Raw genomic sequence first — 26994 nt, 5'->3', positions numbered from 1 at the left:
ATGCCCGATTTGTCCACAAAATCTGAGCTGGAGAAGCTGCACTGGGAGATCGCCGCGCTCACCGGGCGGATCCGCTCGGTCGAGCTGGAACGCGACTCCTGGCGGGCCCGCTGCGACCGGCTGACCGACCAGCGCGACCGGGAACGGGAGAAGAGCCGCAGCCTGCGTGACAGCGGCTCCTACCGGCTCGGGAAGGCGCTGGTCTCGTTGGTCCGCAACCCGTTGCGCACCTCGCCGAGGCTGGTCCGCGCGCTCGTCCGGCGACTGCGGCCCGCGGCGGGCGGTGCTCCGGCCGTACCGAAGCAGGGGGTTGATCCCAAGGCCGCGAAGCGGCTGCCCGCGCACCTGTACGTCGCCATCGGACTGGACCACGACGCCCTGCGCGACCTGGTGGTGACGATCAACCAGCGGCTGCTCGTGACGCCCGACCACCGCCCGGTGGTGCTGACCGACGACCCGTCGTTCTCCCTGCTGCGCAAGCTCGGGGTGCTCATCGAGTACCTGCCGGACCGGGCCACCTGGGAGCGGCACCGGCCCGGCCGGGCGTGGGACGACCTGCTCGCCGAGCGGCTGGCCCAGCTCTGCCGCGACCACAGCACCGGACGCACCGTGGTCGTCGACCGGCTGAACCCGCCGTCACTGGCGGAACTCTTGCGGTAGCGCCCTGTCCAGCAGCGGGGACACGGTCTGGGCGTACGTCGTGGTCAGGTGGTTGGAGTCGCGGTAGACCAGCACGTTGCCGACCACCGCGGGGCAGAACGTGGCCGAGCAGAGCCACGGCACCGGGTCGATCTGGGTCACCCGCGGGTCGGTGAGGCCGGCGAGCGCGGCACGCTGGGCCGGCCCGCGCAGGGCCTCGGTCACGCTCGCCCCGCACCGGTTGATCCGCTTGAGCCGGGCCTGACGGGCCAGGCAGACCGGCACCCGCTCGTCGAAGTACGGCGTGTCCTTGATCAGCGCGACCCGGGCGCCCATCCCGGTGAACGCGCCGAACGTTCGCCGCCAGGCCGCCGTCCACTGCGCGCCCTCGTCGCGGGCGGTGTCCACCGGGCGGTAGTTGAAGCTGGACCCGATCACCACCAGGGACGGCTTGAGCGCCGCGAACCGGGCCATCGCCGACGCCCGCCACCGGGCGCACTCGGTGTACTCGCGCAGCCGCCCGCCGTGCCAGAGCCGCAGATCCGCCGCCGAGCAGGAACTCTTCGTCAGCGACACCAGCTTCCACCGGTGCTCGATCGCCACCCGCTCGACGGCCGGGAACCACTGGGCCGCGTGCGAGTCGCCGAAGAGCACCACCGTCGTCGGCGAGGCCGGATCGCCGTAGACGCAGCCGTCCGGCGCGACCACGGCGTCCGCCTCCACGTGGCACCCATCCGGCCAGACCCGCGCCTTGTCCGCGTTCACCGCGGTCAGCGCGGGTTCCAGGTTCGCCGGCAGCTCCGTCGTGGCGCGGCTCGCGCGGACGGTCCGGGTGATCACCGCGTACGGGTCGGCCGCCCCCGCCGTCGTCACCCGCAGATCCCGGATCGACGCGCCGGCCGGCACCAGATGCGGCAGCAGCGCGATGGTCACGGCGGTCGCCGCCACCGCCGCGGAGAGCCCGGCGCCCAGTCCGAGCGCCCGGGCCGGTCGCGCGCGCAGCCGGGGCTGGTGCCGCACCGGGTTCTCCACCAGGTGATACGTCACCCAGGACAGGCCCAGCGCGGCCGCGGCGAGGGCCAGTGCGAGCGGCAGCGACGGGTCGAGGCCGAGCGCGGCCGGGCCGATCAGCAGCAGCGGCCAGTGCCACAGGTACCAGCCGTAGGAGAGCCGCCCGACCGCCTGCAACGGCCGGGCCGCGAGCGGGGAGAAGCCACCCGCCAGCACGGCCGCGGCGCCGGCGACCGGGAGAAGGGCATACATCCCCGGGTACGGCGTCGCGTCGTCGAACCACAGCGCCGCGATCACGATCGCGACCAGGCCGGCGCCGCCCAGGACCCGGCTGCGCGCGCGGACCCCGAAGACCGCCAGCAGCGCGCCGACGCCCAGCTCCCACGCCCGGGTGTGCGGCCCGAAGTACGCCCACGGCGCCGACCGCGCGGTCACCAGCACCCCGGCCGTGAACGACGCCAGCACCAGCCCTGCCAGCAGCGGCTTGCGTCGGGGCAGCATCAGCAGCAGCGGCCAGAGCAGGTAGAACTGCTCCTCCACGGCCAGCGACCAGAAGTGCTGGAACGGCGACGGCGGCGCGTCGGCGTTCAGATAGTCCGTTCCGATCTCGGCGAACCGCAGGTTGGCCACGTATCCGGCGGCCGACAGCGCGTCCCGGGACAGCTCCCCGATCCGGGTCGCCGGCAGCCACAGTCTCGCCGCGATCAGCGTGCTGATCAGCACCACCGCCGCGACCGGCAGCAGCCGCAGCGCCCGCCGGGCGTAGAACCGCCCGATCGAGATCCGCCCCTGCGCCGCGGCCTCGCGCAGCAGCAACGAGGTGATCAGGAAACCGGAGATCACGAAGAAGACGTCGACGCCGACGTAGCCGCCGGCCATCAACGGCACCCCGGCGTGGCTGAGCACGACCAGGAGCACGGCGACCGCGCGGAGGCCTTCGATGTCGGAGCGGAAGTTCTGCGGCTGACTCACCGCCGTTCAACGCGCCGCCCCGCGCGGAGGTGTCGCAACCTGCGTCCGTCGGCTCTCGTTGCTCGGGGTGTGACAGCCCCCACGGCCTCCGAGGTGCCGGCCCCGACGCTCACCGCCGCGGCGGTGCCGGTGCAGCCGCGCCGGCCCTGGCAGCCGGTGTGGCGGGCGATCGTGCTGCGCTCGGCCCTGGTCCCGGTGATCGTGCTGTCGCCGCTGGTCGCGTTGCCGCCCGGGGCCGACCACCGGTTCAACGTCTATGCCAACGGCGCGCGGTACCTGGCCCGGCCGTGGGAGCTGTTCGGTGAGGCGGTCCACTCCGTTCCGCAGTATCTGAACCTGGGGAACTTCCGCCCGCTCGGCCGGATGGTCGAATGGGCGCTGGACACTGTCACGTTCGCGATCACCGACCTGCTCGGCCTGCCGGCGAACGTGTCCCTGCGACTGGTCGCCATGGTCAGCGCGATCCTTCTCACCCTCGCCACGGTGGTGCTCGCCGAGTCCGTGCTGAGCCGCGGCCGGACGTTCGCGGGCCCGCCCTCGCTCGTCTCCGCCGTGCTGCCGTTCGCGGTCGGCGGCAGTTTCGTGGCGGCCGGCCGGACCAGCACCACTGTCCTGTTCGGCGGGCTCTACTTCCTCACCGCGGCGCTCGTCCTGCTGGTCGCCGCGGCCGCCGCCCGGACCGTGGGGCGGCACCGGCTCGGGCCGCGGCTCGGCGCCCTCGCCGTCGTCACCGGCGCGGCGCTGGCCGCGTTCAACGAGATGGCCTGGCTGGCGCTGCCGCTCGCGGCGCTCGTCGCGCTCGTCCGGGCCCGCGCGGTGCTCGGCCTCTCCTGGCGGCAGACGGTCGGCGGGGCACGCTTCACCGGGCTGCTCTGGGCCGGGTTCCTGCCGGTGGCGATCCCGGTCCGGGTGATCATCGCGGGCCGGTGCGCCGGCGGGACCTGCTACTCCGGGTCGGACGTCGCGCCGGCCGGGATGCTGGGCGCGCTGCCGAACCGGCTCACCTCCTGGGTGCCGCCGCTGATGTGGCAGCGGGCGGGGGAGGGGCCGTACGGGCACACGCTCGGCCCGGCCGTACTGGTCGCGCTGGTGGTCCTGCTCCCGCTGGTCGTGCGGTTCCGGCGGGACCTGCCGCGCTACGACAGCCCGGACCGCCGTCAGGCCGGGGCGCTCGCCGCGACCGGGATCGCGGTGCTGCTGCCGGCGGCCACGATGGGGGCGCTCAACGAGCAGTTGCAGCGGCTCGCGGCGGCCGGCTGGTGGGGGCTCGGCTGGCGGGACAGCGCGCTCGCCGGGGCCGGTGGTGCGCTGCTCACGGTCGCGGTGCTGGCCTGGGTCTTCGCGCGCAGCCACCACAGCGGGCGCGCGCACCGCCGGGGGACGCTCGCCGGGGTGCTGCTGCTCGTGGTGATCGCCGCGATCTCCACCTCGGCGAACCGGGACCACCGCGCCGGGGTGGCCGCCGAGAGACCCGCGTACGTGCACGACCGCGTCGCCCAGGAGATCGCCGACTTCGACCGGTCGGCCGCCGGGGACGGCCGCCGCTGCACCCTGCGCGAGCAGTTCCGCGCCAGTCTGCCGCGCGACCGGCGGCCCGGGTACCAGCCCGAGATGCGCCGCTTCGACCAGGCCGTGAACGCAGCCTCCTACCGGCTCGCGCACCGGCCGTTCTGCACGAGGGGTCCGGCATGATCTCGGTGGTGGCGCCGGTCTTCAACGAGGGCGCGGGCGTCGACCGGTTCGTCGCCCGGATGGCCGAGGTGCTCGGCGGGCTCGGCGAGGACTACGAGCTGGTGCTGGTCGACGACGGCTCGGCGGACGACTCGTGGAGCCGGATCGCCGCGCACGCGTCGACCGGCCCGCGGATCCGCGGCCTGCGGTTGTCCCGCAACTTCGGCAAGGAGGCCGCGCTGCTGGCCGGCCTCGAGCACGCCGACGGCGACGCGGTCGTCGTGATCGACGCGGACCTGCAGCACCCGCCGTCGGTGATCCCCGAGATGATCCGCCGCTGGCGGGCCGGGGCGCACGTGGTCGAGGCGGTCAAACGCAACCGGACCGGGCAGTCGCCGGCCGGCCGGCTCGGCGCGCGCGTGTTCAACCGCGCGTTCACCCGGATGACCAAGGTGGACCTGGTCGACGCGACCGACTTCCGGCTGCTCGCCCGGCCCGCGCTGGACGCGCTGCTGCGGATGCCGGAGCACTCGTCGTTCTTCCGCGGCACGAGCAGCTGGATCGGCTTCACCCGCGAGACGATCGAGGTGGACATCGACCACCGTGCGGGCGGCGCGTCCCGCTGGACCGCGCGGTCGCTGTTCCGGCTGGCGGTCAACGGGCTGACGTCGTTCACCTCGGCGCCGCTGCACCTGGTCACGCTCGGCGGGCTGACGTTCGCGGCGTTCTCGGTGGTGCTCGGGATCCAGACCCTGGTCCGCTGGATGCAGGGCCAGTCGGTCGCCGGCTTCCCCACGGTCATCCTGCTGCTGCTGGTGACCGGCACGTTCGTGCTGCTCGGGCTGGGCGTGATCGGCGAATACCTGGCCCGGATCCACGAGGAGGTCCGCGGCCGTCCCCGCTACCTCGTCCAGGAGCTGACCGGGTTACCGTCCCTCGATGTCCCGTCGGCCGATGTCCCGTCGCTCGATGTCTCGCCGCTCGATGTCCCGGAACAGTGGACCGAGCGTGTGCGTCAGCGATGACCTCGCCAGAGTCATCCGTTATGGACTGAGCGGCGGAGTCAGCACAGTCACCCATTTCGGGCTCGGCCTGGCCGGGATCCACCTGCTGCACCTGCGCCCGGTGATCGCCTCGACAACCGGCTTTCTCGCCAGCATCGTCGTCTCCTACCTGCTGCAACGCCGGTGGGTCTTCCGCTCCGCCACCGGCCACGCCCTTGCCGGCTCCAAGTTCCTGGCGGTCACCGCGGTCGCGTTCACGATCAACACCACGGTCCTCTGGCTCGGCACCGAGATCCTCGCCGCCCCCTACCCCGTGGTCCAGCCGATCGCCCTCACGCTCATCCCCGTGATCAACTACGTCCTCAACTCACGCTGGACCTTCTCCTGAAACCCCTTCGCCGGTACGGCCTAGCGCCGCCCCCCAACCGCACGTGACGGTCCCTGGTCCTGGGGCGCGAGCTGATCCCGGCTCCAGGCCGACCAGCGACCATCCGGCGTAAGTCTGTGGTCCCGCACCCCGCAGACCAGCTACGCGAGCTGGCTCGTGGGTCCCGCACCCCGCCCCGCGCGTTCCGCTGGGCCGGCTACGCGAGCTGGCTCGTGGGTCACGGCTGCGGCCGCGGGTTGCGGTTCCGGCTGGTTGTCATGGGCGTTATGAGGCACGAATAACGCCCATGACAACCAGCCCGGACGCTGCGCCGCGGCCGCGCCTGGACCAGCGGCGGGCCGGCGTGCTCTTCACGAACAGGCCCGCCGGGAGTGACCCACCGCTTCCCGCCGTGGTCGCTGGTCGGCCCGGAGCCGGGATCAGCTCGCGCCCCACGACCAGGGACCGTCACGTGCGGTTGGGGCCTGGCCGAGCCGTACCAGAGCAGCCGAATCGGCCCGGACCAGGAGCGGAGCTGGACCGGGCCGGAATGCCGGAGTGATCCGAAGCGGACCGGAACGGAGCTGGACCGGGTGGGATCGCTGGAGGGTGGGGTTACAGGCGGTGGGCTTCGTGGACGGTGGAGACGCCTCGGGTGTCGAAGAAGCGTTTGGCGAGGCGGGCCAGGTGGTCGACGTCGTATTCGCGGTGGTTCTGGACGAGGATGACCAGGTCGGCGGAGGCGACGGCGCCCTCCAGGTCGTCGGTGCGGGAGACCGGGACGCCGGCGATGTCCCAGGTGGGTACGTGCGGGTCGTGATAGGCGACGGTGGCGCCGAGGGTGGACAGCTGCCTGGCCAGTGGGGTGGCCGGGGATTCGCGCTGGTCGGCGATGTTGGCCTTGTAGGTGATGCCGAGCAGCAGGATCGTCGCGCCGCGGACGGCCTGGCCCGCGCCGTTGAGCAGGTTCTGCGCGCGCCGGGCGACGTAGGCCGGCATGGTCGCGTTGATCTCCTGGGCCAGCTCGACGAAGCGGAACGGGTAGCCGAGTTTGCTGCGCACGTTGTGCGAGAGGTAGTTCGGGTCGATCGGGATGCAGTGCCCGCCGACGCCCGGCCCGGGGTAGAACGCCTGGAAGCCGAACGGCTTGGTGGATGCCGCGTTGATCACGTCCCAGAGGTCGATGTCCAGCTCGTGGCAGAACCGGGCCATCTCGTTGACCAGGGCGATGTTGACGTGGCGGTACGTGTTCTCCAGCAGTTTCGCCGTCTCCGCCTCCCGGGTGCCGCGGGCCCGGACGACCGTCTCGATGAAGCGTCCGTAGAAGTCGGCGGCCGCGTCGGTGCAGGCCGGGGTGTAACCGCCGACCACCTTCGGCGTGTTGTGCGGGCCGTACTCGGTGTTGCCGGGGTCGATGCGCTCCGGCGAGAACGCCAGGTGGAAGCCGATGCCGGCGGTCAGCCCGGAGAGCCGTTCGAGCACCGGCCGCACCACGTCGTCGGTGGTGCCCGGGTAGGTGGTCGACTCCAGCACCACCAGCATGCCCGGTCGTAAGTTGCGACCGACCGCGCCGGTCGCGCCGGTGACCGCGCGCAGGTCCGGCCCGTCGCCCTCGGAGAGCGGGGTGGGCACGCAGATCACCGCCGTCCGGGCCTGGGCGATCTCGGTCTCGTCAGCGGTCGGGCGGAACCCGTCGGCCAGCATCGCGGCGACGTCGGCCTCGCTCAGGTCGTCGACGTGCGACCGGCCGTCGGCCAGGGACTTCACCACGGTCTCGTCGACGTCGAAGCCGAGCACCGACAGGCCGGCCCGGATCGCCTGTTGCGCCAGCGGCAGGCCGACGTACCCCAGGCCGAGGATGACCACGTCGTAGCTCACGGGAATCTCCTTGTGTTGGTGGTTGTGATCAAGCGACGGGGGGTCGGGTCGGGCGGCGGGCCGGGCAGTTCGAAGGGCGACGGGAACGGCAGGAACGCCGGCAGGAACTCGGCGAGCAGCGACCCGGGGGCCGTGTCCGGGCTGTCCACGTCGTTGAGGCACAACGTGTCCACGTCGCGGTCGTGCAGCAGCGTCGCCAGCTTGAGCGGGGTCGACGGGTCGGCCAGGTCGGCGTACCGGTGCCGGATCGCCCCGGGGACGGCACGCCCGGTCAGGTACGCGTAGTACTGCTGAAGCGAGGAGAGCACCGACACGTCGTCCGGGTGCCGGAACCGGTGCTCGGCGGTGCCCCGGACCTGCTCGGCGAAGCGCGACTCGATCTCGGCGAGCACGCTGCGCCGGGCCGGATGCGGCGTGTGCATCATCTTGCGGGTCAGCACCCGCCCGAACGTCTCCTCGATCAGCCGCCGGTTGTTCTTCGCCGCCGCGTCGGCCGGCCGGTCACCGGGCCCGCGCGGGGCCGGGTCGACCAGCGACGGCGACGGGAAGAACCGGGTCAGCCCACCGGCCGTGAAGAACAGGTCCGGGGTGACCGGCCGGGCCAGGAGCACGTCGTCGTTGAAGTAGAGGAAGTGCTCGGCCAGCCCGGGGATCCGGTGCAGCCGGGACTCGATCGCCTGCGAGTTGAAGGTCGGCAGCGCGCCGGTGTCACCGAAGATCTCCTCGTGCCCGACCAGGGTCAGCCGCGGATGATCGAGGTCGAGCCAGGCCGGCACCTGACCGTCGGTGACCAGGTAGACGTGCCGCACCCAGGGCGCGAACGCGTGCAGCGAGCGCATCGAGAAGCGCAGCTCGTCCCGGCTGACCCAGCGCGAGTCGTTGGCCGCCTGCCGGTGGACCTCCCGCACCCACGGGTTCCCGGCGAGCGCCAGCTCCTTGCGCCGCCGCCAGTCCGGGTCGCCGCCGTCCACCCAGGTGTAGACCACGTCGATCGGGAAGCCGATCCGGTCCGGTGCGACGCCGGCGAAGACCTGCCGGGTGCGGTACGCCGTGGTGTCGCCGGGCGCGCAGAACGCCCCGAAGACCGGCTCCGGGGCGGCCACGACCGGTTCACCGATCGGGATCCGGTCGGCGACCGGGTTGCGCCGCGGCGCGACGAGCCACTGGCCGTCCGCCCGCCAGAACTCCACCTCGCAGGCGTGCTCCGGGCCGAGGACCAGACTGCCGGTGGGGTCGGTCACCGGACGGCACACGGCCAGGACCAGGCCGTTCGGGCCGCCTCGCCGGATCATCCCCCGGTCGCCGCGGGCGATTCCGGCGAGGAGGCGGGTCACCAGGTCCTTGTCGCTTTCCCGTACGGCCACAGCGGTGCGCCCGGGGCTCGGGTCGGGCAGGCGGAACCAGTCGACGCCGGCCCGGTCGAGTGCGCCGGTGACCAGGTGGAGGTTGTCCCGGCGTACCTGCGCGGGGCTGGTCGTGGTGACCACGTGCGCGGTGAGCCGGCGGATCCGGCCCGGCTCCATCGGCACCAGGGCGCGGGCGACCCGCAGTCGTCGCTCCGGCGCGATCCGGGGCAGGATCCGGCGCACGGCGGCCCGGGCGATCCGTCGCCGGATCGCCCAGGGTGTCCGCCGCAGGATCCGCCGCAGGGCCACGCCGTCGTCCTTTCGCCGCACCACGCGTGCTTCAACGCGACGGCGGAGAGTGAAGTTGCGGTCTATGCCTTTTAATGCCGGTATACGCCATCAACTGCACGTTTGGCTGGTTACTCGGCAGGCGCCACCCCTAGGGGGACGACTCAGGGGCTCGGCCGATGCGACCGGTTGCGCCGGCGCGGCATGGTGGTAGGCAGTCGAGACCGGGAGGGTCCAGATGGGCAAGGCAGTGCTTTTCTTGCTGGCGTTGGTCGGTGGCGTGGTCGTGGTGAGCTGGGTGGCCCACGCACTGTTCGGCGCTTTCTTCTACCTGGTGCTGACCGCCGCGGTGGTCGGTGGCGGGCTCTGGCTCTACGGCCGGATCAAGCGCGAGATCGCCCCCGGGACCCGCACTCAGCGGCGGATCGAGGCGGCGACGAAGACGTACCGGATGCGGAACCGGTGAGCGTCGTCGGCTCCAAGTAGGCTTGCGGTCGACGCCATCACCACCGACCAACGGGAAGTCGCACTGTGTTTGACACCCTGAGTGACCGCCTGTCCGGGATCTTCACCAAGCTCCGCGGCAAGGGCAAGCTCACCGATGCCGACATCGACGCCACCGCACGGGAGATCCGTCTCGCGCTGCTGGAGGCCGACGTTGCGCTGCCGGTGGTCAAGGCGTTCATCGCCAGCCTGAAGGAGCGGGCGCGCGGCGCCGAGGTCTCCCAGGCACTCAACCCGGCCCAGCAGATCATCAAGATCGTTCACGAAGAGCTGATCACCACGCTCGGTGGTGAGGGGCGGCGGCTGGTCTTCGCCAAGCAGCCGCCCACGGTGATCATGCTGGCCGGTCTCCAGGGCGCCGGTAAGACGACGCTCGCCGGCAAGCTGTCGCGCTGGCTCAAGGGCCAGGGCCACCAGCCCCTGCTCGTCGCCGCCGACCTCCAGCGCCCCAACGCGGTCAACCAGCTCCAGGTCGTCGGCGGCCGGGCCGGCGTCGACGTCTACGCGCCCGAGCCGGGCAGCGGCGTCGGCGACCCGGTCAAGGTCGCCAGGGACTCCATCGAGGTCGCCAAGCGCACCGCGAAGGACATCGTCATCGTCGACACCGCCGGTCGTCTCGGCATCGACGAGGAGATGATGCAGCAGGCCCGCGACATCCGGGACGCGGTCAGCCCCGACGAGGTCATCTTCGTCATCGACGCCATGGTCGGCCAGGACGCGGTGCAGACCGCCGAGGCGTTCCGCGACGGCGTCGGCGTGACCGGCGTCGTCCTCTCCAAGCTCGACGGCGACGCCCGCGGTGGCGCCGCGCTCTCCGTCCGGCACGTCACCGGCCAGCCCATCCTGTTCGCCTCCACCGGTGAGAAGCTGGAGGACTTCGACGTCTTCCACCCGGACCGGATGGCCAGCCGGATCCTTGGCATGGGCGACGTGCTGACCCTCATCGAGCAGGCCGAGCAGGCCTTCGACGAGGATCAGAAGGAGAAGATGACCAGCAAGCTGCTCGGTGGCGAGCAGTTCACGCTGGAAGACTTCCTCGACCAGCTGATCGCCGTCCGGCGGATGGGCCCGATCGCCAACATCCTCGGCATGATGCCCGGCATGGGCCAGATGAAGGACCAGCTGGCCGAGCTCGACGACAGCCACTTCGACCGGGTCACCGCGATCATCCGCTCCATGACGCCGAAGGAGCGCACCGAGCCGAAGATCATCAACGCGTCCCGCCGCCTGCGCATCGCCAACGGCTCCGGCGTCACGGTGATGGAGGTGAACCAGCTGCTCAACCGCTTCACCGACGCACAGAAGATGATGAAGCAGATGAGCGGCATGATGGGCCTCCCGGGCGGCCGCCGTTCGGCCACCAAGAGCTCCAAGAACAAGCGCAAGGGCAAGAACAACCGCCCCCGCGGCGGCGGCATGCCCGCGGGAATGCCGGGCGGCTTCCCGGGCGGGATGCCGCAACTGCCCCCGGGGCTGGACCCGAACGCGCTGGCCGGTGGCGGGATGCCGCCGGGGTTCAAGCTCCCGAAGATCGACTTCAACAAGCTGAACAAGCCCAAGGGTAAGGACAGCTGAGCTGGCGCTGAGGGGTGCTTCAGCGCTGTTTTCGACCCTTCAGCGCCAGCTCGGTTGGTCGGGCTGGCGCTGACGGTTGTTTCCGGGTCGGTTCCGACCGTGAGTGCCAGCTCGGTTGGTCGGGCTGGTGCTCAGGGTTGTTTCGGGGGCTGTTTCCGACCGTGAGTGCCAGCCGGAGCTGATCATGGCGCACCCGGGGCCCTGCCTGGAGCCCGGTCGACGGTGAGCGGCGGCTGGGCGGCGAGCAGAGGCGCACGGTGCCTGGCGAGCAGACCGTGCCCCGAGTCGGCCTCGACCGGCGGGCCGGGCGGGGACCAGCGGCGGGCGGCGGGCGCCGGCCGGCCGGGCAGAACCGTGAGCGGCGGCTGGGCGGGACGGGCGGCGGCTGCCGGCCCGGGAGGGCGGTGACCGATCGTCGCCCAGTGGGACGCCGAGCCCGTCGATCCGGTAGGACTGTTCCATGGCGTTGCATGTGCGTGGCACGGTTCTGCCGGACGCTGAGGTCCGGGACATCTGGCTGGTCGGCGATCGGGTCACGTTCGAGCCCGTCGCCGACGCCGAGACGATCAGCGACGGCGGGTGGATCGTGCCCGGGCTGGTCGACGCGCACTGCCACCTCGGGATCGCGTACGGCGCGAAGCCCATCGAGAGCCTCGACCAAGCCCGTGAGCTCGCCCACATCGACCGGGACGCGGGCGTGCTGGCGCTGCGGGACGCCGGTTCGCCGTACCCCTATCCGGAGCTGGACGACGAGCCGGGAGTGCCCCGCCTGGCCCGCGCCGGGCGTCACGTCGCGCCGCCCCGGCGCTATCTGCGGGACATCGGTGTCGAGGTTCCGGCCGAGGAGGTCGCCGCCACGGTCACCGCGCAGGCGAAGGCCGGCACCGGCTGGGTGAAGCTGGTCGGCGACTGGATCGACCGGGAGGTCGGCGATCTCGCCCCGAGCTGGGACGAGTCGACGATGGCCGCGGCGGTGGAGGCGGCTCACGCGGCGGGCGCGCGGGCCGCGGTGCACACGTTCTCCGAGGAGGGCGTGGAGATCATGGTGCGGGCCGGGGTGGATTCGGTGGAGCACGGCACCGGCCTGTCCCTGGAGCTGATCGACGAGATGGCCCGCCGGGGGACCGCCCTGGTTCCCACGATGATCAACATCCGGACGTTCGGGAAGATCGCCGATCAGGCCCGGCCCAAGTTCGCCGGGTACGCGGACCACATGATCGCCCTGCGGGACAACTTCCCCGAGGTGGTGCGCTCGGCGCACGAGGCCGGCGTGCCGATCTACGTGGGCACCGACGCGGGCGGCGGGATCCGGCACGGGCTGGCCGCCGAGGAGATGCTCTACCTGCACGAGGCCGGCATCCCGGCGGTGGATGTGCTGGCCGCGGCGTCCTGGAAGGCGCGGGCGTGGCTGGGCTTCGCCGGCCTGGTCGAGGGCGGCCTGGCGGACCTGGTCGTCTACGACGCCGACCCGCGCAAGGATCTGCGTGTGGTGAAGGCGCCCCGCCGCATCGTGCTGCGAGGCGCCGTCATCAAGTGAGTGCTGCGGGGGCGGTCGTCAAGTGAGTCCCGCGACGCGGTCGTCACGTGAGCCGTGCGGCGCGGTCGTCACGTGCGTCCAGCGGGGCCGTCGTCAGGTGATCAGCGGGTGAAGCGCCAGGTGTAGAGGCCCTTTCCGGTCGGGCAGGTGAGCAGGTCGTCGTTCCAGTCGCACCGGCCGGAGAGCTCCGGGATCACGCCGAGCGTCACCTTCCGGAAGTCGATGTTGGAGACGCCACGGACGGTGAACCTGCCGTCCCCGGCGTCCCGGGTCAGGGTCAGCACGTTCCCGTCGTCCACGAACCCGCCGACGCCGTTGTCGGAGTATCGGGCCTCCCCGTTCTCGTCGTAGAGCGCGGTTCCCTTGTTGCCGCCGCCGCTGGCCATGATGTGACCGGCGCGCATCGCGTGGGTTCCGGAGAGCGGCACCGCCCCGGTCGTCCGGACCACCCGGCCGGTCACCGAGTCGATCATCACGAGGTGGGCCTCCATCTTCTCGGTCGCGGGGTCGAGATAGCGGTACTCGAACAGGCAGAGCCGGTCCGGCCCGCACGGGAAGGCGCTGTCCCACATCCACGGATCGCGGGGCGCGTAGAGGACGCGGGACAGGGAGGCCGGCGCACGCCCCGGATCGGCGGTGACGGTGGTGTAGATCGAACCCTCGTACGCGAGAAGGTCCTCGGGGTTCGGTTGTCCCTGCGCCGTCGATCGCACCCTTCCGGTGTGAATGTCCCGGATCGTCACCCGGCCCTTCGCGCTGATCGAAACCAGTCGGTCGTCGGTGTAGGGGAAGGCCTTCTCGGACTCCGGCTGGTAGAGCGCGGAGCTGACGCCGTAGAGGTCCTCGGAGTGGTCCGCCCCGGTCCGCATGCCGCTGATCAACGTCGCGTCGTCGGTGACCGCCCAGAGCGGCTTGCCGCGGGCCAGCGAATAGGCGGTGGTCCTCCTGGTGGTCGCGTCCAAGCGGACCAGCACGTCGTCGTGCAGGATCAGCCGATCGTCGGTGGTGTGCGGCAGCTGCCAGCGCTTCGCGCCCGTGGCGGGATCGTGGAACTCCAGCACCCGCCGCTCGCCGGCCTTGATGTCCTCGGGCTGAATCTCCTCGCGGCGCACCAGGATGATCGTCGCCGCCGTGGCGACCACCCCGATCCAGCTGCCGTTCAAGGTCCAGAGCGATGTCCCGGTACGGGTGTCGACCGCGACCGCCTCGGAGTTCGCGAGCCCGACGACCCGATCGCCGGAGATCCGTGCCGCGCTCCAGTTCTGCCCCGCGGGCACCGGCAGCGGCTCGCCCAGCTGCGCCAGCCCACGGACCCGGGACGGGGTGGTGGCGGGCAGGATCGGGTCGGCCTTGCGGTGCTGGCGCAACGAGACCACCCCGGCCCCGGTCAGGAGCAGCACCACCGCGGCGGCACTGGCCAGCACCGCCCGGTGCCGGTTGCGGCGCTGATCGCCGCGGCGGCGTGCCTGCGAGGCGGTGCCGATCGGGATCGTGTCGGCCTGCCGTCCCAGCACGGTGAACAGGTCGTCCAGGTCAGCGGGCACGGCGAACTCCTTCCTCGGCGTCAGCGGCCGAAGCGTCGGCGGCCGAAGCGTCGGCCGCCGAGGGGCTCAGGACGGCCGCGAGCGCTGTCCGGCCCCGGGACAGCCAGGATTTGACGGTGCCGAGCGACGAACCGGTCTCGGTGGCGATCTCGGCGATCGAGCGGTCCAGCAGGTAGTGCAGGGCGAGCGCGCGGCGCTGGGCGTCCGGCAGCTCACGCATCGCCCGGACCAGCAGGACCGCGTCCTCCGACGGCGGCCCGACGGTCGCCGGTGGTGGCTCGGCGGCGGCCCGCGCCCGGCGTACGCCGATCCGGCGCCACCGGTCCGTGGAGAGCCGGTTCACCACCAGCCGCAGCCACGCCTCCGGGTCCTCGTACGCCGACACCTTGCGCCAGCGTTGCCAGGCCCGCGCGTACGCCTCCTGCACCAGATCCTGGGCCTCGCCGGGATCACCGGTCAGTCCGTACGCGTATCGCAGCAGCCGCCGGGAGGTGTCCCGGTAGAAGCCGTCGAAATCCATCCGTCACCCCGTCCTTCTCCGTTGAGGGACACGGGATGCCCACCCGGCCGGTTGCGCTCGGGCCACGACTACGATGCTTCCTCATGGCTCGCGTGCTCACTCCCCGTGCGGAGGACTTCCCCCGCTGGTATCAGGACCTCATCGCCAAGGCGCAACTCGCCGACAACGGCCCGGTGCGCGGCACGATGGTGATCCGGCCGGTCGGCTACGCCATCTGGGAGCGCATGCAGGCCGACATGGACGCGCGCATCAAGGAGCAGGGCGTTCAGAACGCGTACTTCCCGCTCTTCATCCCGGAGAACTACCTGCGCCGTGAGGCCGATCACGTCGAGGGCTTCTCGCCGGAGCTGGCCGTGGTCACCCACGCCGGCGGCAAAGAGCTCGCCGAGCCGCTGGTGGTCCGGCCCACCAGTGAGACCGTGATCGGCGAGTTCATGGCCAAGTGGGTCGACTCGTACCGTGACCTGCCCCTGCTGCTCAACCAGTGGGCGAACGTGGTCCGGTGGGAGCTGCGCCCGCGCACGTTCCTGCGGACCACCGAGTTCCTCTGGCAGGAGGGGCACACCGCGCACGCCACCGAGCAGGACGCGCGGGACCACGCGCGGGAGATCCACAAGCACGTCTACCAGGCGTTCATGGAGGACTTCCTGGCCATCCCGGTGGTGCCCGGCCGCAAGACCAAGGGCGAGCGGTTCGCCGGCGCGACGAACACGATGACCGTCGAGGCCATGATGGGCGACGGCAAGGCGCTGCAGATGGGCACCTCGCACGAGCTGGGGCAGAACTTCGCGAAGGCGTTCGACATCACCTACTCGTCCGCCGACCGCACGGTCGAGCACGCCTGGACCACGTCGTGGGGCACCTCGACGCGCATGGTCGGTGGCCTGATCATGGTGCACGGCGACGACAACGGCCTGCGGCTGCCGCCTCGGCTCGCGCCGATCCAGGTGCAGATCATGGTGGTCAAGGCCGGCGAGGGCGTCGCGGAGGCCGCCGCGCAGCTCCGCGACGAGCTGAAGGCCGCCGGCGTACGGGTGAAGCTCGACGACCGCGCGGACATCCCGTTCGGCCGCCGCGCCGTCGACGCCGAGCTGCAGGGCATCCCGATCCGGGTCGAGGTCGGTCCGCGTGACCTGGCCAACGGCAACGCCGTGGTGGCCCGCCGGGTGGACGGCTCGAAGTCGCCGATCGCGCTCGCCGAGGTCGCGACAGCGGTGGTCGCCGCGCTCAAGGCCGACCAGCAGCGGCTCTACGACGACGCACTGGCGTTCCGGGTCGAGCGCACGGTCGACGTGAAGACGCTGGAGGAGGCGATCGAGGCGTCGCAGACCGGCTGGGCCCGGGTGCCGTGGTCCGCGGTCGGCGAGGCCGGTGAGAAGCAGGCGAACGCCAAGGCCGTCACGGTCCGCTGCCTGACCCGCGAGGACGGCACGATGCCGGAGTCGGACGAGGAGCCGGACCTGATTGCGTACCTGGGACGTTCGTACTGATCATGGGGTTCGAGGTGGGCCGGCCGGTCCTGTACCGGAACTTCTCCGCGGGCCGGCTGGTCAACGTCCGCCCCTGCCGGGTGGTCTCCGACGACGACCGCGGGCTGCTGCTCTGGCTGGCCCGCGGCTCGGCCATGGTGATCGAGGTCGCGGTGGACGGCCGCGGGGTGCGCGACATGCCGTTCACCGAGTGGGTGACGCTGGAGCACGAGCTGATCCCGGTCACCTGGTCCGGCCCCGGCATCCTCAAGTTCCTGCCGGCGCGGGGCGAGCATTCGGTCTGGTTCTTCCGCTCGCCCGAGGGTGATTTCACCAACTGGTACGTCAACCTCGAGGAGCGGGCGGTCCGCTGGGACGACGGCGACCTCGCCGGGGTCGACGTGGTGGATCAGGACCTGGACGTGGTCGCCTGGCCGGACCGGACGTGGCGGTGGAAGGACGAGGACGAGTTCGCCGAGCGTCTCGCCCTGCCCGAGCACTACTGGGTGCCGGACCCGGACGCGGTGTGGGCCGAGGGCCGCCGGGTGATCGAGAAGATCGAGGCCGGCCGGTTCCCCTTCGACGGGACCTGGACGGATTTCCGCCCGGACCCGGACTGGCCCGTTCCGGCGCAACTGCCGGCCGGTTGGGATCGTCCCGGCGCGCGCTGACACCCGGTTGGGCTTCCCGGCCGTTCATCTGGCAGAATGGCTTGTTGGTATCCGGCACGTCATGAGGCGCCCTCTAACCCCTCATGCATTGCCAATCCACGAGGCATCGGTCCCGCATCCCCACGTGGGTTCCGGTCGGCTCACCCACGCAGTCATCAGGAGCGAATAAACCGTGGCCGTTAAGATCCGGCTCCTGCGGATGGGCAAGATCCGCAACCCGCAGTACCGCATCGTCGTCGCCGACTCGCGCACCAAGCGTGACGGTCGCGCCATCGAGTACATCGGCATCTACCAGCCGAAGGAACACCCCTCGGTGATCGAGGTCAAGTCCGAGCGTGTGCAGTACTGGCTGTCGGTCGGCGCTCAGCCGTCCGAGCCGGTGCAGCGCATCCTGGAGAAGACCGGCGACTGGCAGAAGTTCAAGAACCTGCCGGCTCCGCCGCCGCTGCTGGTCGCGCCGAGCAAGCAGAGCAAGACCGAGGTGTACGAGGCTGAGGCCAAGGCCGCCTTGGGTATTGCCGAGGCCAGCAAGCCGGCCGCCACGCCGAAGAAGGCGAAGGCCGAGAAGCAGGCTGCCGCTCCGGAGGTCGCCGCGACCCGCCCGACGGACACCAAGCCGGCCGACCCGGCCGAGCCGGACCGCGAGGCTGTCGCCGAGACTGCACAGGACCCGGCCGGTGCCGGCGCCGACGCAAGCTGACGGGGCGCTCCGGCCGGCGCTGGAGCACCTCGTCAAGGGCATCGTCGACAACCCGGACGACGTCCGGGTCCGTCTGGTCGACTCGCGCCGCGGCAAGCGGCTCGAGGTTCGCGTGCACCCGGAGGACCTGGGAACGGTCATCGGGCGCGGCGGGCGCACGGCCAAGGCGCTGCGTCAGGTGATCGGGTCGATCGGTGGGCGCGGCATCCGCGTCGACATCGTCGACGCGTACTGACCGATGCTGCTCGTCGTCGGCCAGATCGGTAAACCGCACGGCATCCGGGGCGAGGTCTCGGTGGTCGTGCGGACCGACGAGCCCGAGGAACGCTTCACCGTCGGGTCGGTGTTCATCACGGAGGTCCCCAGGGACCGCCGGGTGAGCACCGGCCCGGCGGGCACCCCCGCTCCCGGCGCTCGCTTCGAAGTTCCGAAACAGCTCACCCTCGAGTCGATCCGCTGGCATCAGGGCCGCGGCATCGCGGTGTTCGAGGGCATCCACGACCGCAACGTCGCCGAGGCGATGCGTGGCGTGTTCCTCCAGGTGGACAGCTCCGTGCTGACCCCGCCGGAGGACCCGGACGAGTTCCACGACCACCAGCTCATCGGGCTGCGCGTGGAGTCGGCCGACGGCGTCACGCTGGGCACGGTGGACCGGATCGACCACGCTCCGTCCTCCGACCTGATCGTGCTGAAGAAGGCCGCCGGCGGCACGGCGCTGATCCCGTTCGTCACCGCGATGGTCCCGGCGGTGGACGTCCCCGGCGGCCGGATCGTGGTCGACCTCCCCGAAGGACTGCTGGATCTGTGAAGGTCGACATCGTCTCGATCTTCCCGGACTACTTCGCCCCGCTCGATCTCTCGCTGATCGGCAAGGCGCGGACCACCGGGACGCTCGACCTCACCGTGCACGATCTGCGTACGTGGACCTATGACGTGCACCGGACGGTGGACGACAGCCCGTACGGTGGCGGGCCCGGCATGGTGATGCGCCCCGAGCCGTGGGGCGAGGCGCTGGACGCGGTCACCACGCCGGAGTCGGCGCTGGTCATCCCGTCCCCGGTCGGCAAGCCGTTCACCCAGGCCGACGCGTACGCGCTGGCCGCGCTGCCGCACCTGGTCTTCGCCTGCGGGCGGTACGAGGGCATCGACCAGCGCGTGATCGACGACGCCGCGTCCCGGATGCCGGTGCGCGAGGTGTCGCTCGGCGACTACGTGCTGTTCGGCGGCGAGGTCGCGGTCATCGTGATCATGGAAGCGATCACCCGCCTGCTGCCCGGCGTGCTCGGCAACGCGGACTCGCTGACCGAGGAGTCGCACGCGGCGGGCCTGCTGGAGGCCCCGGTCTACACCAAGCCGGCGTCGTGGCGCGAGCGCGAGGTCCCGGACGTGCTGCGCTCGGGCGACCACGGCCGGATCGCCCGCTGGCGCCGCACCGAGAGCCTGCTGCGCACCGCGGACCGCCGGCCGGACCTGTTCGCCGCGTACCCGCCGGAGAGCCTCGACGCCAAGGACCGCAAGGCTCTCGCCGAGGCCGGATTGGAGCTCCCGCCACCGCGTGTGGCAAAGTAGGGAGGTTGCCGTCCCGAGTCCCGCGCCGCGGGGAGGGGACGAGGACCCTCTGAAGCCGAGGAGGGTCAGAAGTACCCGTCTGCGTCACCGAACACACGGTGAGCACTAGTTATACAAGGATGCAGCGATGAACACGCTGGACGAGCTCGACTCCCAGTCGCAGCGCACCGACCTTCCGGACTTCCGCGCCGGTGACACCCTCAAGGTGTACGCCCGGGTCGTCGAGGGTAATCGTTCCCGTGTGCAGGTCTTCCAGGGCGTCGTGATCGCTCGCCAGGGCAGTGGCCTGCGGGAGACCTTCAAGGTCCGCAAGATCAGCTTCGGTGTCGGCGTCGAGCGGACCTACCCGCTGAACAGCCCGGCGATCGACAAGCTCGAGGTCGTCACCCGTGGTGACGTCCGCCGCGCCAAGCTCTACTACCTGCGTGAGCTCCGCGGCAAGAAGGCCAAGATCAAGGAGCTGCGGGAGAAGCAGACCGTCTGAGCCTCTCAGATCCGGCACAGCCGCGAAGGCCTAGGCTGACGGCTGTGCCCGGTGATGAACCATTCCAGTCCTACCGCTCGTAACTTCCCCTAGCCGGGAAACCCGGGCGGTAGTGCTGTATCCGGGGGCGGTTCGGCCGGTAGGCGTCAGGAGATGCGAAGCGTGGATCCGATGGAAGGCTATCGTCCGTCCCCTCGTCGGCGGTCGATGCTCAGGCGCAAGGAAATGCCCCTCTGGCAGGAGCTGCCGCTGCTGCTCGTGGTGGCGTTCTGCCTGGCAGTGCTCATCCGGACGTTCCTGGTCCAGGCGTTCTACATCCCCTCCGGGTCGATGCAGAAGACGCTGGAGCTCAAGGACCGGGTGCTGGTCAACAAGGTCGTCTACGACATGCGCGACCCACTGCGCGGCGAGATCGTGGTGTTCCGCGGCACCGACAACTGGGCGCCCGAGGTCAGCGAGCCGGTCAGCAACACGTTCGGGGCGAAACTCGGCCGCACCATCGGCGACCTGGTCGGCGTCAGCCGTCCCGGCGAGCGGGACTTCATCAAACGGGTGATCGGTCTTCCGGGTGACAAGGTTGCCTGCTGCGACGACCAGGGCCGGATCACGGTCAACGGGGTCGGCATCGATGAGGCTTACATCGCCGACGGCTTCAACTCCGACCTGAGCCAGCCGGTGATCGCCGGCCAGTGCACCAGCCGGAAATTCGCCGAGGTCACCGTTCCGGCGGGGCAGATGTTCGTGATGGGCGACCACCGGCAGGTCTCCCAGGATGCCCGCTGCCAGGGTCCGGTCCCGATCGAGAACGTGATCGGCCGCGCCTTCGTCACCGTCTGGCCCAGCAGTAGATTCACCGGGCTCGAAGTCCCTGAGGTCTGGAAGCAGTTCGCCAAGGAGCATCCGACCGCGGCGATCGGGCCACCCGGGCCGCAACCCCGGCAGGATCCACAGGTGGCCGCCGGCCTCTTCCCGTTGCTGCTGACCGCCGCCCTGTCCGCGCGTTCCACCATGTTGTTCGTGTCCCGACGACGTAGGCTCCGAGCGTGATTGACGAGCAGACCGAAAAGCGCCGGGGGTCCTTCTGGCGCGAGCTTCCCATTCTGCTGGGCGTGGCGATCCTCGTCGCCGTCCTGGTGCGCGCCTTCGTGTTGCAGACGTTCTACATCCCGTCCCCCTCCATGGAGCACACGCTGAACGTGTGGGACCGGGTGCTCGTCAACAAACTGGTGTATGACTTCCGGGATCCCAAGCGCGGCGAGATCATCGTCTTCAAGGCGCCCACCGAGTGGCAGTCCGGCGCCGAGGGCGAGGACTTCATCAAGCGGGTCATCGGCACCCCCGGCGACCACGTGATGTGCTGCGACGACCAGAGCCGGCTCGTGATCAACGGGCACTCGCTCGACGAGCCGTACATCTACACCGACGCCGACGGCACCCGGAACCAGGTGGCGGACGAGAAGTTCGACATCACCGTCCCGGCCGGGCGGCTCTGGGTGATGGGCGACCACCGGGAGGCCTCCGGCGACTCGCTGGAGCACTACGAGCAGAGCGCCGCGACCGACCAGGCCGGCAAGCTGCAGGACGCGACGATCACCGTCGACTCGGTGGTCGGCCGGGCATTCACGATCTTCTGGCCGGTCGGCCGCGCGACCTGGTTGACAGTGCCCGATACGTACAACGACATCCCGAACGCCTCCGCCCGGTGAGAGGGCGGTTCGGAAGATCGACGCCGAGTGCTTAGTCTTGACGGGTGACCGAGTCGAACCAGCCCACCATCGAGCGCCGCGCCGGCCGGGTGCTTCTGGTCGACCGGGCCGGGCGCGCCCTGCTCCTGCACGGCGGTGACCCGGCCCGCCCGGGGACGCGCTGGTGGTTCACCCCCGGCGGCGGGCTGGAGCCGGGCGAGAGCACGGTTCAGGCGGCCGCGCGGGAGCTCTTCGAGGAGACCGGGCTGCGCGTCGACGCCGCCGACCTGGGCGAGCCGATCCTCCACGAGCTGACCGAGTTCTCCTTCAACGGCCGGGACTACGCGCAGACGCAGGACTTCTTCCTGTTCCGGGTGACCGACTGGCAGGTCGACACGGCCGGGATGGACGAGGAGGAGCAGCTCACCATCATCGAGCACCGGTGGTGGTCGGCGTCCGAGCTGGAAGGCACCGACGAGCTGATCTACCCGGTCGGCCTGGCTGGGCTGCTGCGGTCGCAGGTCGACGGGGCTTCCCCCGCGGCGGGCACTCCGGCCTCTCTTGCGGCGGGCTCGCAGGCTTCTTCCGCGGCGGGCGCTCCGGCGGCGGCTCCCACTCAGGTGGAGGCATCTTCGCTGCCAGGGGCGGCTGATCGCGTACGGGAAAAGGGTCTTTGATGTTGGCGCCACCGCGCACCGTGGTCCGCCGGGAGGCCGGGCTCTACGCCCTGGAGCAGGCGCTCCAGCGGCGGGGCTTCGAGCACGTGGCCGGCGCCGACGAGGCCGGCCGGGGAGCGTGCGCCGGGCCGCTGGTCGCCGCCGCGGCGATCCTGCCCGCCGGCAAGCGTGGCGAGGTCCCCGGGCTGGCCGACTCGAAGCTGCTGACGGCCGCCGCGCGCGAGCGGGTGTATGCGGAGGTCGTCGACCGCGCGCTGGCCTGGTCCGTGATGATCGTCCCGCCGGCCGAGGTGGACGCGCGCGGCCTCCACGTCTGCAACCTGGCGGCGATGCGGCGGGCGCTCGCCTCGCTCACCGTCCGCCCGGAGTATGTGCTGACCGACGGCTTCCCGGTGGACGGGCTGGGGGTGCCCGGCCTCGCGGTCTGGAAGGGCGACCGGGTGGCGGCCTGCGTCGCGGCGGCCAGCGTGCTCGCCAAGGTCACCCGGGACCGGCTGATGGTCGAGCTGCACGACCAGTTCCCGGAGTACGGGTTTGCCGTGCACAAGGGTTACATAACGGACGAGCACAGCGCCGCGCTGCTCCGGCACGGGCCCTGCGTCGAGCACCGGTTCTCCTACGTGAACGTGGCCGCCGCCTCGGGCCGCGGGAACGTTCCGCCGCGTGCTCGCAGGCCGGCCGCCCCGGCGCCGGTGCCGTCCCTGTTCGACGTATCCGTTACCGAGCCGCTGCTGCTTCCGGTCGCGGCTGAGGGTACCGTCGGCGTGGCGTCGGGCGAGCAGCCTCAGCCGTCGCCGTCGGTGGGGGAAGATGAGGCCATGGAGGGCGAGACACGATGAGCGCAGAGGATCTCGAGAAGTACGAGACCGAGATGGAGCTGCAGCTCTACCGGGAGTACCGCGACATCGTCCGCCAGTTCTCCTACGTCGTGGAGACCGAGCGCCGGTTCTACCTGGCCAACCAGGTGGACCTGCACGTGCGCAACTCCGACGGCGAGGTGTATTTCGAGGTCGAGATGCACGACGCCTGGGTCTGGGACATGTACCGTCCGGCCCGGTTCGTCAAGAATGTGCGGGTGATGACGTTCAAGGACGTGAACGTCGAGGAGCTGGAGAAACCGGACATCTCACTGCCGGATGACGCCAACTTCGGCGGCTGACGGGTTATCCACACCGCGGGGTTGTGCACAGGGCGGGTCGCCGGTCGGCTGAGGGCCGGTCAGACTCGCCCGCATGTTTTTCTTCTGGGTGTTCCTGCTGGCCGCCGTCCCGGTCCCGGCCCCGGTTGCCGGCAGCTTCGGGTGGCCGCTGGCGCCGCCCCAGGTGACCCGGCGGTTCGACGCGCCGCCGGAGCCCTGGCTTCCCGGGCACCGCGGCGTGGACCTCGGTGGTGCTCCCGGGCTCACGGTCCGGGCCGCCGGCAGCGGGACGGTGGTCTTCGCGGGGCTGGTCGCCGGGCGCGGGGTGGTCAGCGTCGCTCATCCGGGCGGGTTGCGCAGCACCTATGAGCCCGTCACGGCCTCCGCGGCGGTGGGTGACGTGGTGGCCACGGGCGAGCCCCTGGGGGTTCTGGAGCCGGGACACGCCGGTTGTCCCGTCGACGCGTGCCTGCACTGGGGTGTCCGGCGCGGGAAGGACTATCTGGATCCGCTCGCCCTGCTCGGGCTCGGCCGGGTCCGGCTCCTACCAATGCCAGGCGTTCAGCAGGGCGGGTAGCCGCTCGGCGAGGCGGTCGTACTCCTCGGGACGGTTGTAGATCTGCGCGCTCAACCGGAGCAGGCCACGACCGCCCCACGCGTTCACGTGCGTCTCGACGGCCAGCTTGTCGGCGATGTGCTGACGCAGCGCGTGCGCCTCCGGAATGGTGGTGGCCAGGCCCGGCGGGAGCGGGACGATCCGCATCGAGACACCCGGCCCGGGCTCCGGCAACTCCGCCGGGGTCAGGCCGAGCGCCGCACCGAGCACCCGCTGACCGTAGGCGGCCAGTGCGACGTTGTGCTCGCGGATCGCCTCCAGCCCCAGCGTGCGCATCGCGAAGGCACCGGCCGGCGCCGCCAGCCAGGGGGAGTAGTCGAGCGTCCCCTGGAACTCCACCGACAGCGGAAAGCCCTGATCGTGCTCCCACGAGACGACCAGCGGATCGATCCGCCGGCGCCACTCCGGCGCCACCGCCAGCAGCGACGTGCCGCGCGGGGCCCACGCCCACTTGTGCAGGTTGCCCACCCAGAAATCCGCACCGATCTCGGCGACGTTCACCGGCAGCATGCCCGGCACGTGCGCACCGTCGACGAAGACCGGGATGCCCTGGGAACGGGCCGCCGCCGCGATCTCGCGAACCGGCAGGAGCGTGGCGGTGGCCGACGTCAACTGGTCGATGATCAGAAGTTTCGTGCGGCCGGGGCGGAGCGCGGTCCGTACCCGGGAGATGATCTCCGGCCCGGAGGCGCCCAGCGGCACCGCGACCGTCCGCGCGGTCGCGCCCGTCCGCCGGCACTCGCGCCGCACCGCCATCGCGACCGCGCCATAGGTGTGATCGGTGAGCAGCACCTCGTCGGACGGGCCCAGCCCGGCCGACTGCAGCACCAGGCTGACCGCGGCGGTGGTGTTCGTGGTCAGCGCGCTGCCGTCCGGGTCGGCGCCGAGGAACGCGGCCAGATGCCGTCGGGTGTGGACGATCCGGTCCAGCAGGCCGACGCCGAAGAAACGCATCGGATTCAGGTCCATCTCGTCGCGCAGCCGCTGCTGGGCGCGCTGCACGCTGATCGGGAGCGCGCCGAACGAGCCATGGTTGAGGTACGACACCGCCGGATCCAGCGAGAACAGGAGACGGGCGCCGGGGATGGGCTGCGGTGGATCTTCGGCGCTCATGGTTTCCGATCGTACGGTGTCTCAGGCTCGCGGATGAGCTTGACGGAAGGCGGCGCGCAGCCGCTCGGTGGAGACATGGGTGTAGATCTGCGTGCTCGACAGCGAGCTGTGGCCCAGCAACTCCTGGACGGCGCGCAGGTCGGCGCCGCCGTCGAGCAGATGGGTGGCGGCGGAGTGACGCAGGTCGTGGGGTTTGGTGTGGGGCAGGCCGGCGGACCGGGCGGCGGCGGAGACCACCCGGCGGACGACGGTGGGCTGGAGACGGCCGCCCTTGATGCCCAGGAACAGGGCGTCGGCGCCGGTCTTCCGTCCTGCGGGGCCGGTCTTGCGTGCTCCTGCCGCGTTTCTGCCCGGGCGGGCGGCCGGCTGTCCCGGGCGGGTGGCCGGCTGTGCTGCGTGGGCGGCGTCCTGTCCTGGGCGGGCGGCTTCGGTGAGCGCGGGGCGGCCCAGGCGTAGCCAGGCGTCGAGGGCGTCGCGGGCTGGATGGCCGTAGGGGACCGCGCGCTCCTTGCCGCCCTTGCCGAAGACCCGGACCACCTGCCGGGCGTGATCGATATCGGACGTGTCGAGGTCGCAGAGCTCGCTGACGCGGATTCCGGTCGCGTAGAGCAGCTCCAATACCGCTCGATCCCGGATGGCGATCAGATCACCGTTCTTGCTCCCGGACTCGGCTGTCTGTTCCGGCTCGTCCGCCCGCTCCGGCTCGTCCGCCTTTTCGGTGGCGGCGCCCCCGTGGCTGCCCGGGGCCGTGACCAGGGCGGTCGCCTGTTCGAGGCGAAGGACATGCGGGAGGTCGCGGTGCGCCCGGGGACTGGCCAGCCCGGCGCCGGCGTCGGCCGGGGACAGACCGACCCGGTGAGACCACGCGGTGAAGGTCCGGGCCGCTGCGGCGCGGCGGGCTTGCGACGTACGGGCGGCGCCCTCACCCAGCCGCGCTGCCAGCCACCCGCGCAGGGCCGTGATGTCGAGATCCGCCACCGTCGTGCAGCCCTGGTCGGCGGCGTGCGAGAGGAGCGAGACCACGTCACCCAGGTACGCCCGCACGGTGTGCTCGGATCGATCCTCGACGACCGCCAGGTGATGCCCGAACCGGTCGACGGCTTCCCGCAGCTCCGGCGGCAGCGCTTCGTGCAGCTCGGTCACGCGCTTCGGCCGGGGCCGTCGTCGATAGGCGTCCACGGTGTTCAGTGTGCCGGTTTCTTGTCGTACCCGGCCCCTATGGTCGCCTCATGCCACGGCGGGCTGTTCCTCAGCGGCCGGCCCGGTCGTCGCGCGCCGAGCCGGTCGGGTGCGGTCGCGGGCCGTGGGCCGCCCGTCCGGTTGGGTTCGCCGAGCGGGTCGGAGGCGGTCACTGGACGAGCGGTGCCCATCCGGCCGGGGTCGCCGAGCCAGTCACATGCGGTCACGGGTCGATCGGCGTCCGGTCGGCAGCGGTTGCCGGCTCGTCGGCCGGTCGGTCCTGTGCGGTGTCAGGGGCGGGTCAGCTGGACGCGGTCGGCGGGGTGGACCGTCTCGGTGCCCTCGGGGGTGGTCACGACCAGCACCGGCACGCCCTCGCCGAGGCGATGTTTGCGGCGCTCGGCGTCGGTCGGCATGCGGGCGCCGACGTGTTCGCCTCGGGCCAGCGTGACGACCTGGACCGGCTCCGGCACGCGGACGAACGTCCCGCGGGGGCGGTCGACAGTGACCAGCCCCTCGGTGCGCAACTGGCCGATCGCCTGACGCACGGTGGTGCGACTGAGACCGTGATCCTGAGCGAGGCGCAGCTCACTGGGCAGCGGCTCGCCAGGACCCAGCTCGCCGGACTGAATGCGATCCCGCAGCAGGTCAGCAAGCTGCCTGAAGACCGCCCGATCCGCCGAATGATCGATCATGGCCACTATTTTACGTGATCACGATCCTCCGTCACGTTGTACCTACAGACCAATATAACTATGATGGAGACGCCGCCCCGGAGGGACGAAAACGGCCGGGACGGAAGGGCGGGCGACGGTTTTGCCAGGTCGGTCACTGACT

General features: G+C 71.4%; 28 protein-coding genes. 20 read left to right on the top strand and 8 right to left on the bottom strand.

Annotated features, from left to right (window positions below):
• Positions 1-660, top strand: a complete 660-nt coding sequence (locus Acy02nite_RS27050) for a hypothetical protein (RefSeq protein ID WP_203745465.1) — start codon at positions 1-3, stop codon at positions 658-660.
• Here the strand turns inward: Acy02nite_RS27050 and Acy02nite_RS27045 are convergent.
• Positions 637-2622 carry an acyltransferase family protein gene (locus Acy02nite_RS27045; protein WP_203745464.1) on the bottom strand — a complete coding sequence of 662 codons (1986 nt, stop codon included), beginning with the start codon at positions 2620-2622 and terminating at the stop codon, positions 637-639. The genes Acy02nite_RS27050 and Acy02nite_RS27045 overlap by 24 nt on opposite strands.
• 69 nt (positions 2623-2691) lie before the next feature.
• Here Acy02nite_RS27045 and Acy02nite_RS27040 point away from each other — a divergent pair, with 69 nt between their 5' ends.
• From Acy02nite_RS27040 to Acy02nite_RS27030, 3 genes are read left to right on the top strand one after another with little or no spacing between them, the layout of a single operon-like run.
• Positions 2692-4314, top strand: coding sequence for a hypothetical protein (locus tag Acy02nite_RS27040; protein WP_203745462.1), 1623 nt, complete (start codon positions 2692-2694; stop codon positions 4312-4314).
• Positions 4311-5318, top strand: coding sequence for a glycosyltransferase family 2 protein (locus tag Acy02nite_RS27035; RefSeq protein WP_203745460.1), 1008 nt, complete (start codon positions 4311-4313; stop codon positions 5316-5318). The genes Acy02nite_RS27040 and Acy02nite_RS27035 overlap by 4 nt, the downstream gene beginning before the upstream one ends.
• Complete coding sequence (locus Acy02nite_RS27030; protein WP_239175241.1) at positions 5302-5685, top strand: GtrA family protein; 384 nt, start codon at positions 5302-5304, stop codon at positions 5683-5685. The genes Acy02nite_RS27035 and Acy02nite_RS27030 overlap by 17 nt, the downstream gene beginning before the upstream one ends.
• Before the next feature lie 594 nt (positions 5686-6279).
• On the opposite strand, the gene Acy02nite_RS27025 is transcribed toward Acy02nite_RS27030, so the two are convergent.
• Entirely contained in the window at positions 6280-7542 is a 1263-nt protein-coding gene (locus Acy02nite_RS27025) for a nucleotide sugar dehydrogenase (RefSeq protein WP_203745456.1), read from the bottom strand.
• The gene (locus Acy02nite_RS27020) at positions 7539-9221 is read right to left on the bottom strand and encodes a stealth family protein (RefSeq protein ID WP_239175240.1); all 1683 of its coding nucleotides are present in this window, start codon (positions 9219-9221) and stop codon (positions 7539-7541) included. The genes Acy02nite_RS27025 and Acy02nite_RS27020 overlap by 4 nt, the downstream gene beginning before the upstream one ends.
• Before the next feature lie 193 nt (positions 9222-9414).
• Between Acy02nite_RS27020 and Acy02nite_RS27015 the strand changes: the two genes are divergently transcribed.
• The 3 genes from Acy02nite_RS27015 to Acy02nite_RS27005 all read left to right on the top strand — a co-directional run bounded on the left by Acy02nite_RS27015 (position 9415) and on the right by Acy02nite_RS27005 (position 12792).
• Positions 9415-9642, top strand: coding sequence for a hypothetical protein (locus Acy02nite_RS27015; RefSeq protein ID WP_203745446.1), 228 nt, complete (start codon positions 9415-9417; stop codon positions 9640-9642).
• Between the two features lie 65 nt (positions 9643-9707).
• Complete coding sequence (ffh, locus tag Acy02nite_RS27010) at positions 9708-11255, top strand: signal recognition particle protein (protein ID WP_203745444.1); 1548 nt, start codon at positions 9708-9710, stop codon at positions 11253-11255.
• A 460-nt stretch (positions 11256-11715) separates the two neighbouring features.
• Entirely contained in the window at positions 11716-12792 is a 1077-nt protein-coding gene (locus Acy02nite_RS27005) for an amidohydrolase family protein (protein WP_203745442.1), read from the top strand.
• A gap of 101 nt (positions 12793-12893) precedes the next feature.
• Here Acy02nite_RS27005 and Acy02nite_RS27000 read toward each other — a convergent pair whose 3' ends face one another.
• Both Acy02nite_RS27000 and Acy02nite_RS26995 read right to left on the bottom strand, forming a co-directional pair.
• On the bottom strand, positions 12894-14336 hold the full coding sequence (locus Acy02nite_RS27000) for a PQQ-binding-like beta-propeller repeat protein (RefSeq protein ID WP_203745433.1): 1443 nt from the start codon (positions 14334-14336) through the stop codon (positions 12894-12896).
• A complete protein-coding gene (locus Acy02nite_RS26995; protein WP_203745431.1) occupies positions 14326-14856 on the bottom strand; it encodes a SigE family RNA polymerase sigma factor in 531 nt (176 codons plus the stop codon). Before Acy02nite_RS26995 ends, Acy02nite_RS27000 begins: the two co-directional genes overlap by 11 nt.
• Before the next feature lie 83 nt (positions 14857-14939).
• On the opposite strand from Acy02nite_RS26995, the gene proS reads away from it, so the two are divergent.
• The 13 genes from proS (at position 14940) to Acy02nite_RS26930 (ending at position 23826) form a co-directional block, all read left to right on the top strand.
• The gene (proS, locus tag Acy02nite_RS26990; protein ID WP_203745429.1) at positions 14940-16346 is read left to right on the top strand and encodes a proline--tRNA ligase; all 1407 of its coding nucleotides are present in this window, start codon (positions 14940-14942) and stop codon (positions 16344-16346) included.
• A 2-nt stretch (positions 16347-16348) separates the two neighbouring features.
• Entirely contained in the window at positions 16349-16996 is a 648-nt protein-coding gene (locus Acy02nite_RS26985) for a ribonuclease FAU-1 family protein (RefSeq protein WP_203745427.1), read from the top strand.
• A 172-nt stretch (positions 16997-17168) separates the two neighbouring features.
• The gene (gene rpsP, locus Acy02nite_RS26980) at positions 17169-17696 is read left to right on the top strand and encodes a 30S ribosomal protein S16 (protein WP_203745425.1); all 528 of its coding nucleotides are present in this window, start codon (positions 17169-17171) and stop codon (positions 17694-17696) included.
• Positions 17674-17931 (top strand): RNA-binding protein, encoded by a 258-nt coding sequence (locus Acy02nite_RS26975; protein WP_111651360.1) that lies wholly within the window; start codon positions 17674-17676, stop codon positions 17929-17931. Before rpsP ends, Acy02nite_RS26975 begins: the two co-directional genes overlap by 23 nt.
• 6 nt (positions 17932-17937) lie before the next feature.
• Entirely contained in the window at positions 17938-18504 is a 567-nt protein-coding gene (rimM, locus tag Acy02nite_RS26970) for a ribosome maturation factor RimM (RefSeq protein ID WP_203745565.1), read from the top strand.
• Complete coding sequence (gene trmD / locus Acy02nite_RS26965; RefSeq protein WP_203745423.1) at positions 18501-19265, top strand: tRNA (guanosine(37)-N1)-methyltransferase TrmD; 765 nt, start codon at positions 18501-18503, stop codon at positions 19263-19265. Before rimM ends, trmD begins: the two co-directional genes overlap by 4 nt.
• A gap of 127 nt (positions 19266-19392) precedes the next feature.
• Positions 19393-19749 (top strand): 50S ribosomal protein L19, encoded by a 357-nt coding sequence (gene rplS / locus Acy02nite_RS26960; RefSeq protein WP_203745415.1) that lies wholly within the window; start codon positions 19393-19395, stop codon positions 19747-19749.
• Between the two features lie 153 nt (positions 19750-19902).
• Positions 19903-20796, top strand: a complete 894-nt coding sequence (lepB, locus tag Acy02nite_RS26955; protein WP_203745413.1) for a signal peptidase I — start codon at positions 19903-19905, stop codon at positions 20794-20796.
• Positions 20793-21455 (top strand): signal peptidase I, encoded by a 663-nt coding sequence (gene lepB, locus Acy02nite_RS26950; RefSeq protein ID WP_203745405.1) that lies wholly within the window; start codon positions 20793-20795, stop codon positions 21453-21455. Before lepB (Acy02nite_RS26955) ends, lepB (Acy02nite_RS26950) begins: the two co-directional genes overlap by 4 nt.
• A 44-nt stretch (positions 21456-21499) precedes the next feature.
• Positions 21500-22111 carry an NUDIX hydrolase gene (locus Acy02nite_RS26945; RefSeq protein WP_239175238.1) on the top strand — a complete coding sequence of 204 codons (612 nt, stop codon included), beginning with the start codon at positions 21500-21502 and terminating at the stop codon, positions 22109-22111.
• Positions 22111-22950 carry a ribonuclease HII gene (locus Acy02nite_RS26940; protein ID WP_203745403.1) on the top strand — a complete coding sequence of 280 codons (840 nt, stop codon included), beginning with the start codon at positions 22111-22113 and terminating at the stop codon, positions 22948-22950. Before Acy02nite_RS26945 ends, Acy02nite_RS26940 begins: the two co-directional genes overlap by 1 nt.
• Positions 22947-23270, top strand: a complete 324-nt coding sequence (locus Acy02nite_RS26935; protein WP_043532656.1) for a DUF2469 domain-containing protein — start codon at positions 22947-22949, stop codon at positions 23268-23270. The genes Acy02nite_RS26940 and Acy02nite_RS26935 overlap by 4 nt, the downstream gene beginning before the upstream one ends.
• 73 nt (positions 23271-23343) lie before the next feature.
• Complete coding sequence (locus Acy02nite_RS26930) at positions 23344-23826, top strand: murein hydrolase activator EnvC family protein (protein ID WP_203745401.1); 483 nt, start codon at positions 23344-23346, stop codon at positions 23824-23826.
• Here Acy02nite_RS26930 and Acy02nite_RS26925 read toward each other — a convergent pair.
• The 3 genes from Acy02nite_RS26925 to Acy02nite_RS26915 form a co-directional block, all read right to left on the bottom strand.
• On the bottom strand, positions 23794-24978 hold the full coding sequence (locus Acy02nite_RS26925; protein ID WP_203745399.1) for an aminotransferase class V-fold PLP-dependent enzyme: 1185 nt from the start codon (positions 24976-24978) through the stop codon (positions 23794-23796). The two genes, Acy02nite_RS26930 and Acy02nite_RS26925, sit on opposite strands and share 33 nt — an antisense overlap.
• Positions 24979-24999: 21 nt before the next feature.
• A complete protein-coding gene (locus tag Acy02nite_RS26920) occupies positions 25000-26157 on the bottom strand; it encodes a tyrosine recombinase XerC (RefSeq protein WP_203745397.1) in 1158 nt (385 codons plus the stop codon).
• A gap of 290 nt (positions 26158-26447) precedes the next feature.
• The gene (locus Acy02nite_RS26915) at positions 26448-26852 is read right to left on the bottom strand and encodes a winged helix-turn-helix domain-containing protein (RefSeq protein WP_203745395.1); all 405 of its coding nucleotides are present in this window, start codon (positions 26850-26852) and stop codon (positions 26448-26450) included.
• Between the last annotated feature and the right edge of the window lie 142 nt (positions 26853-26994).

It is taken from the genome of Actinoplanes cyaneus (assembly GCF_016862095.1).
GTDB classification, from domain to species: Bacteria; Actinomycetota; Actinomycetes; order Mycobacteriales; family Micromonosporaceae; genus Actinoplanes; species Actinoplanes cyaneus.
Note: the sequence above shows the minus strand (reverse complement) of the source record. Positions and strands in the feature narration are given on the sequence as shown.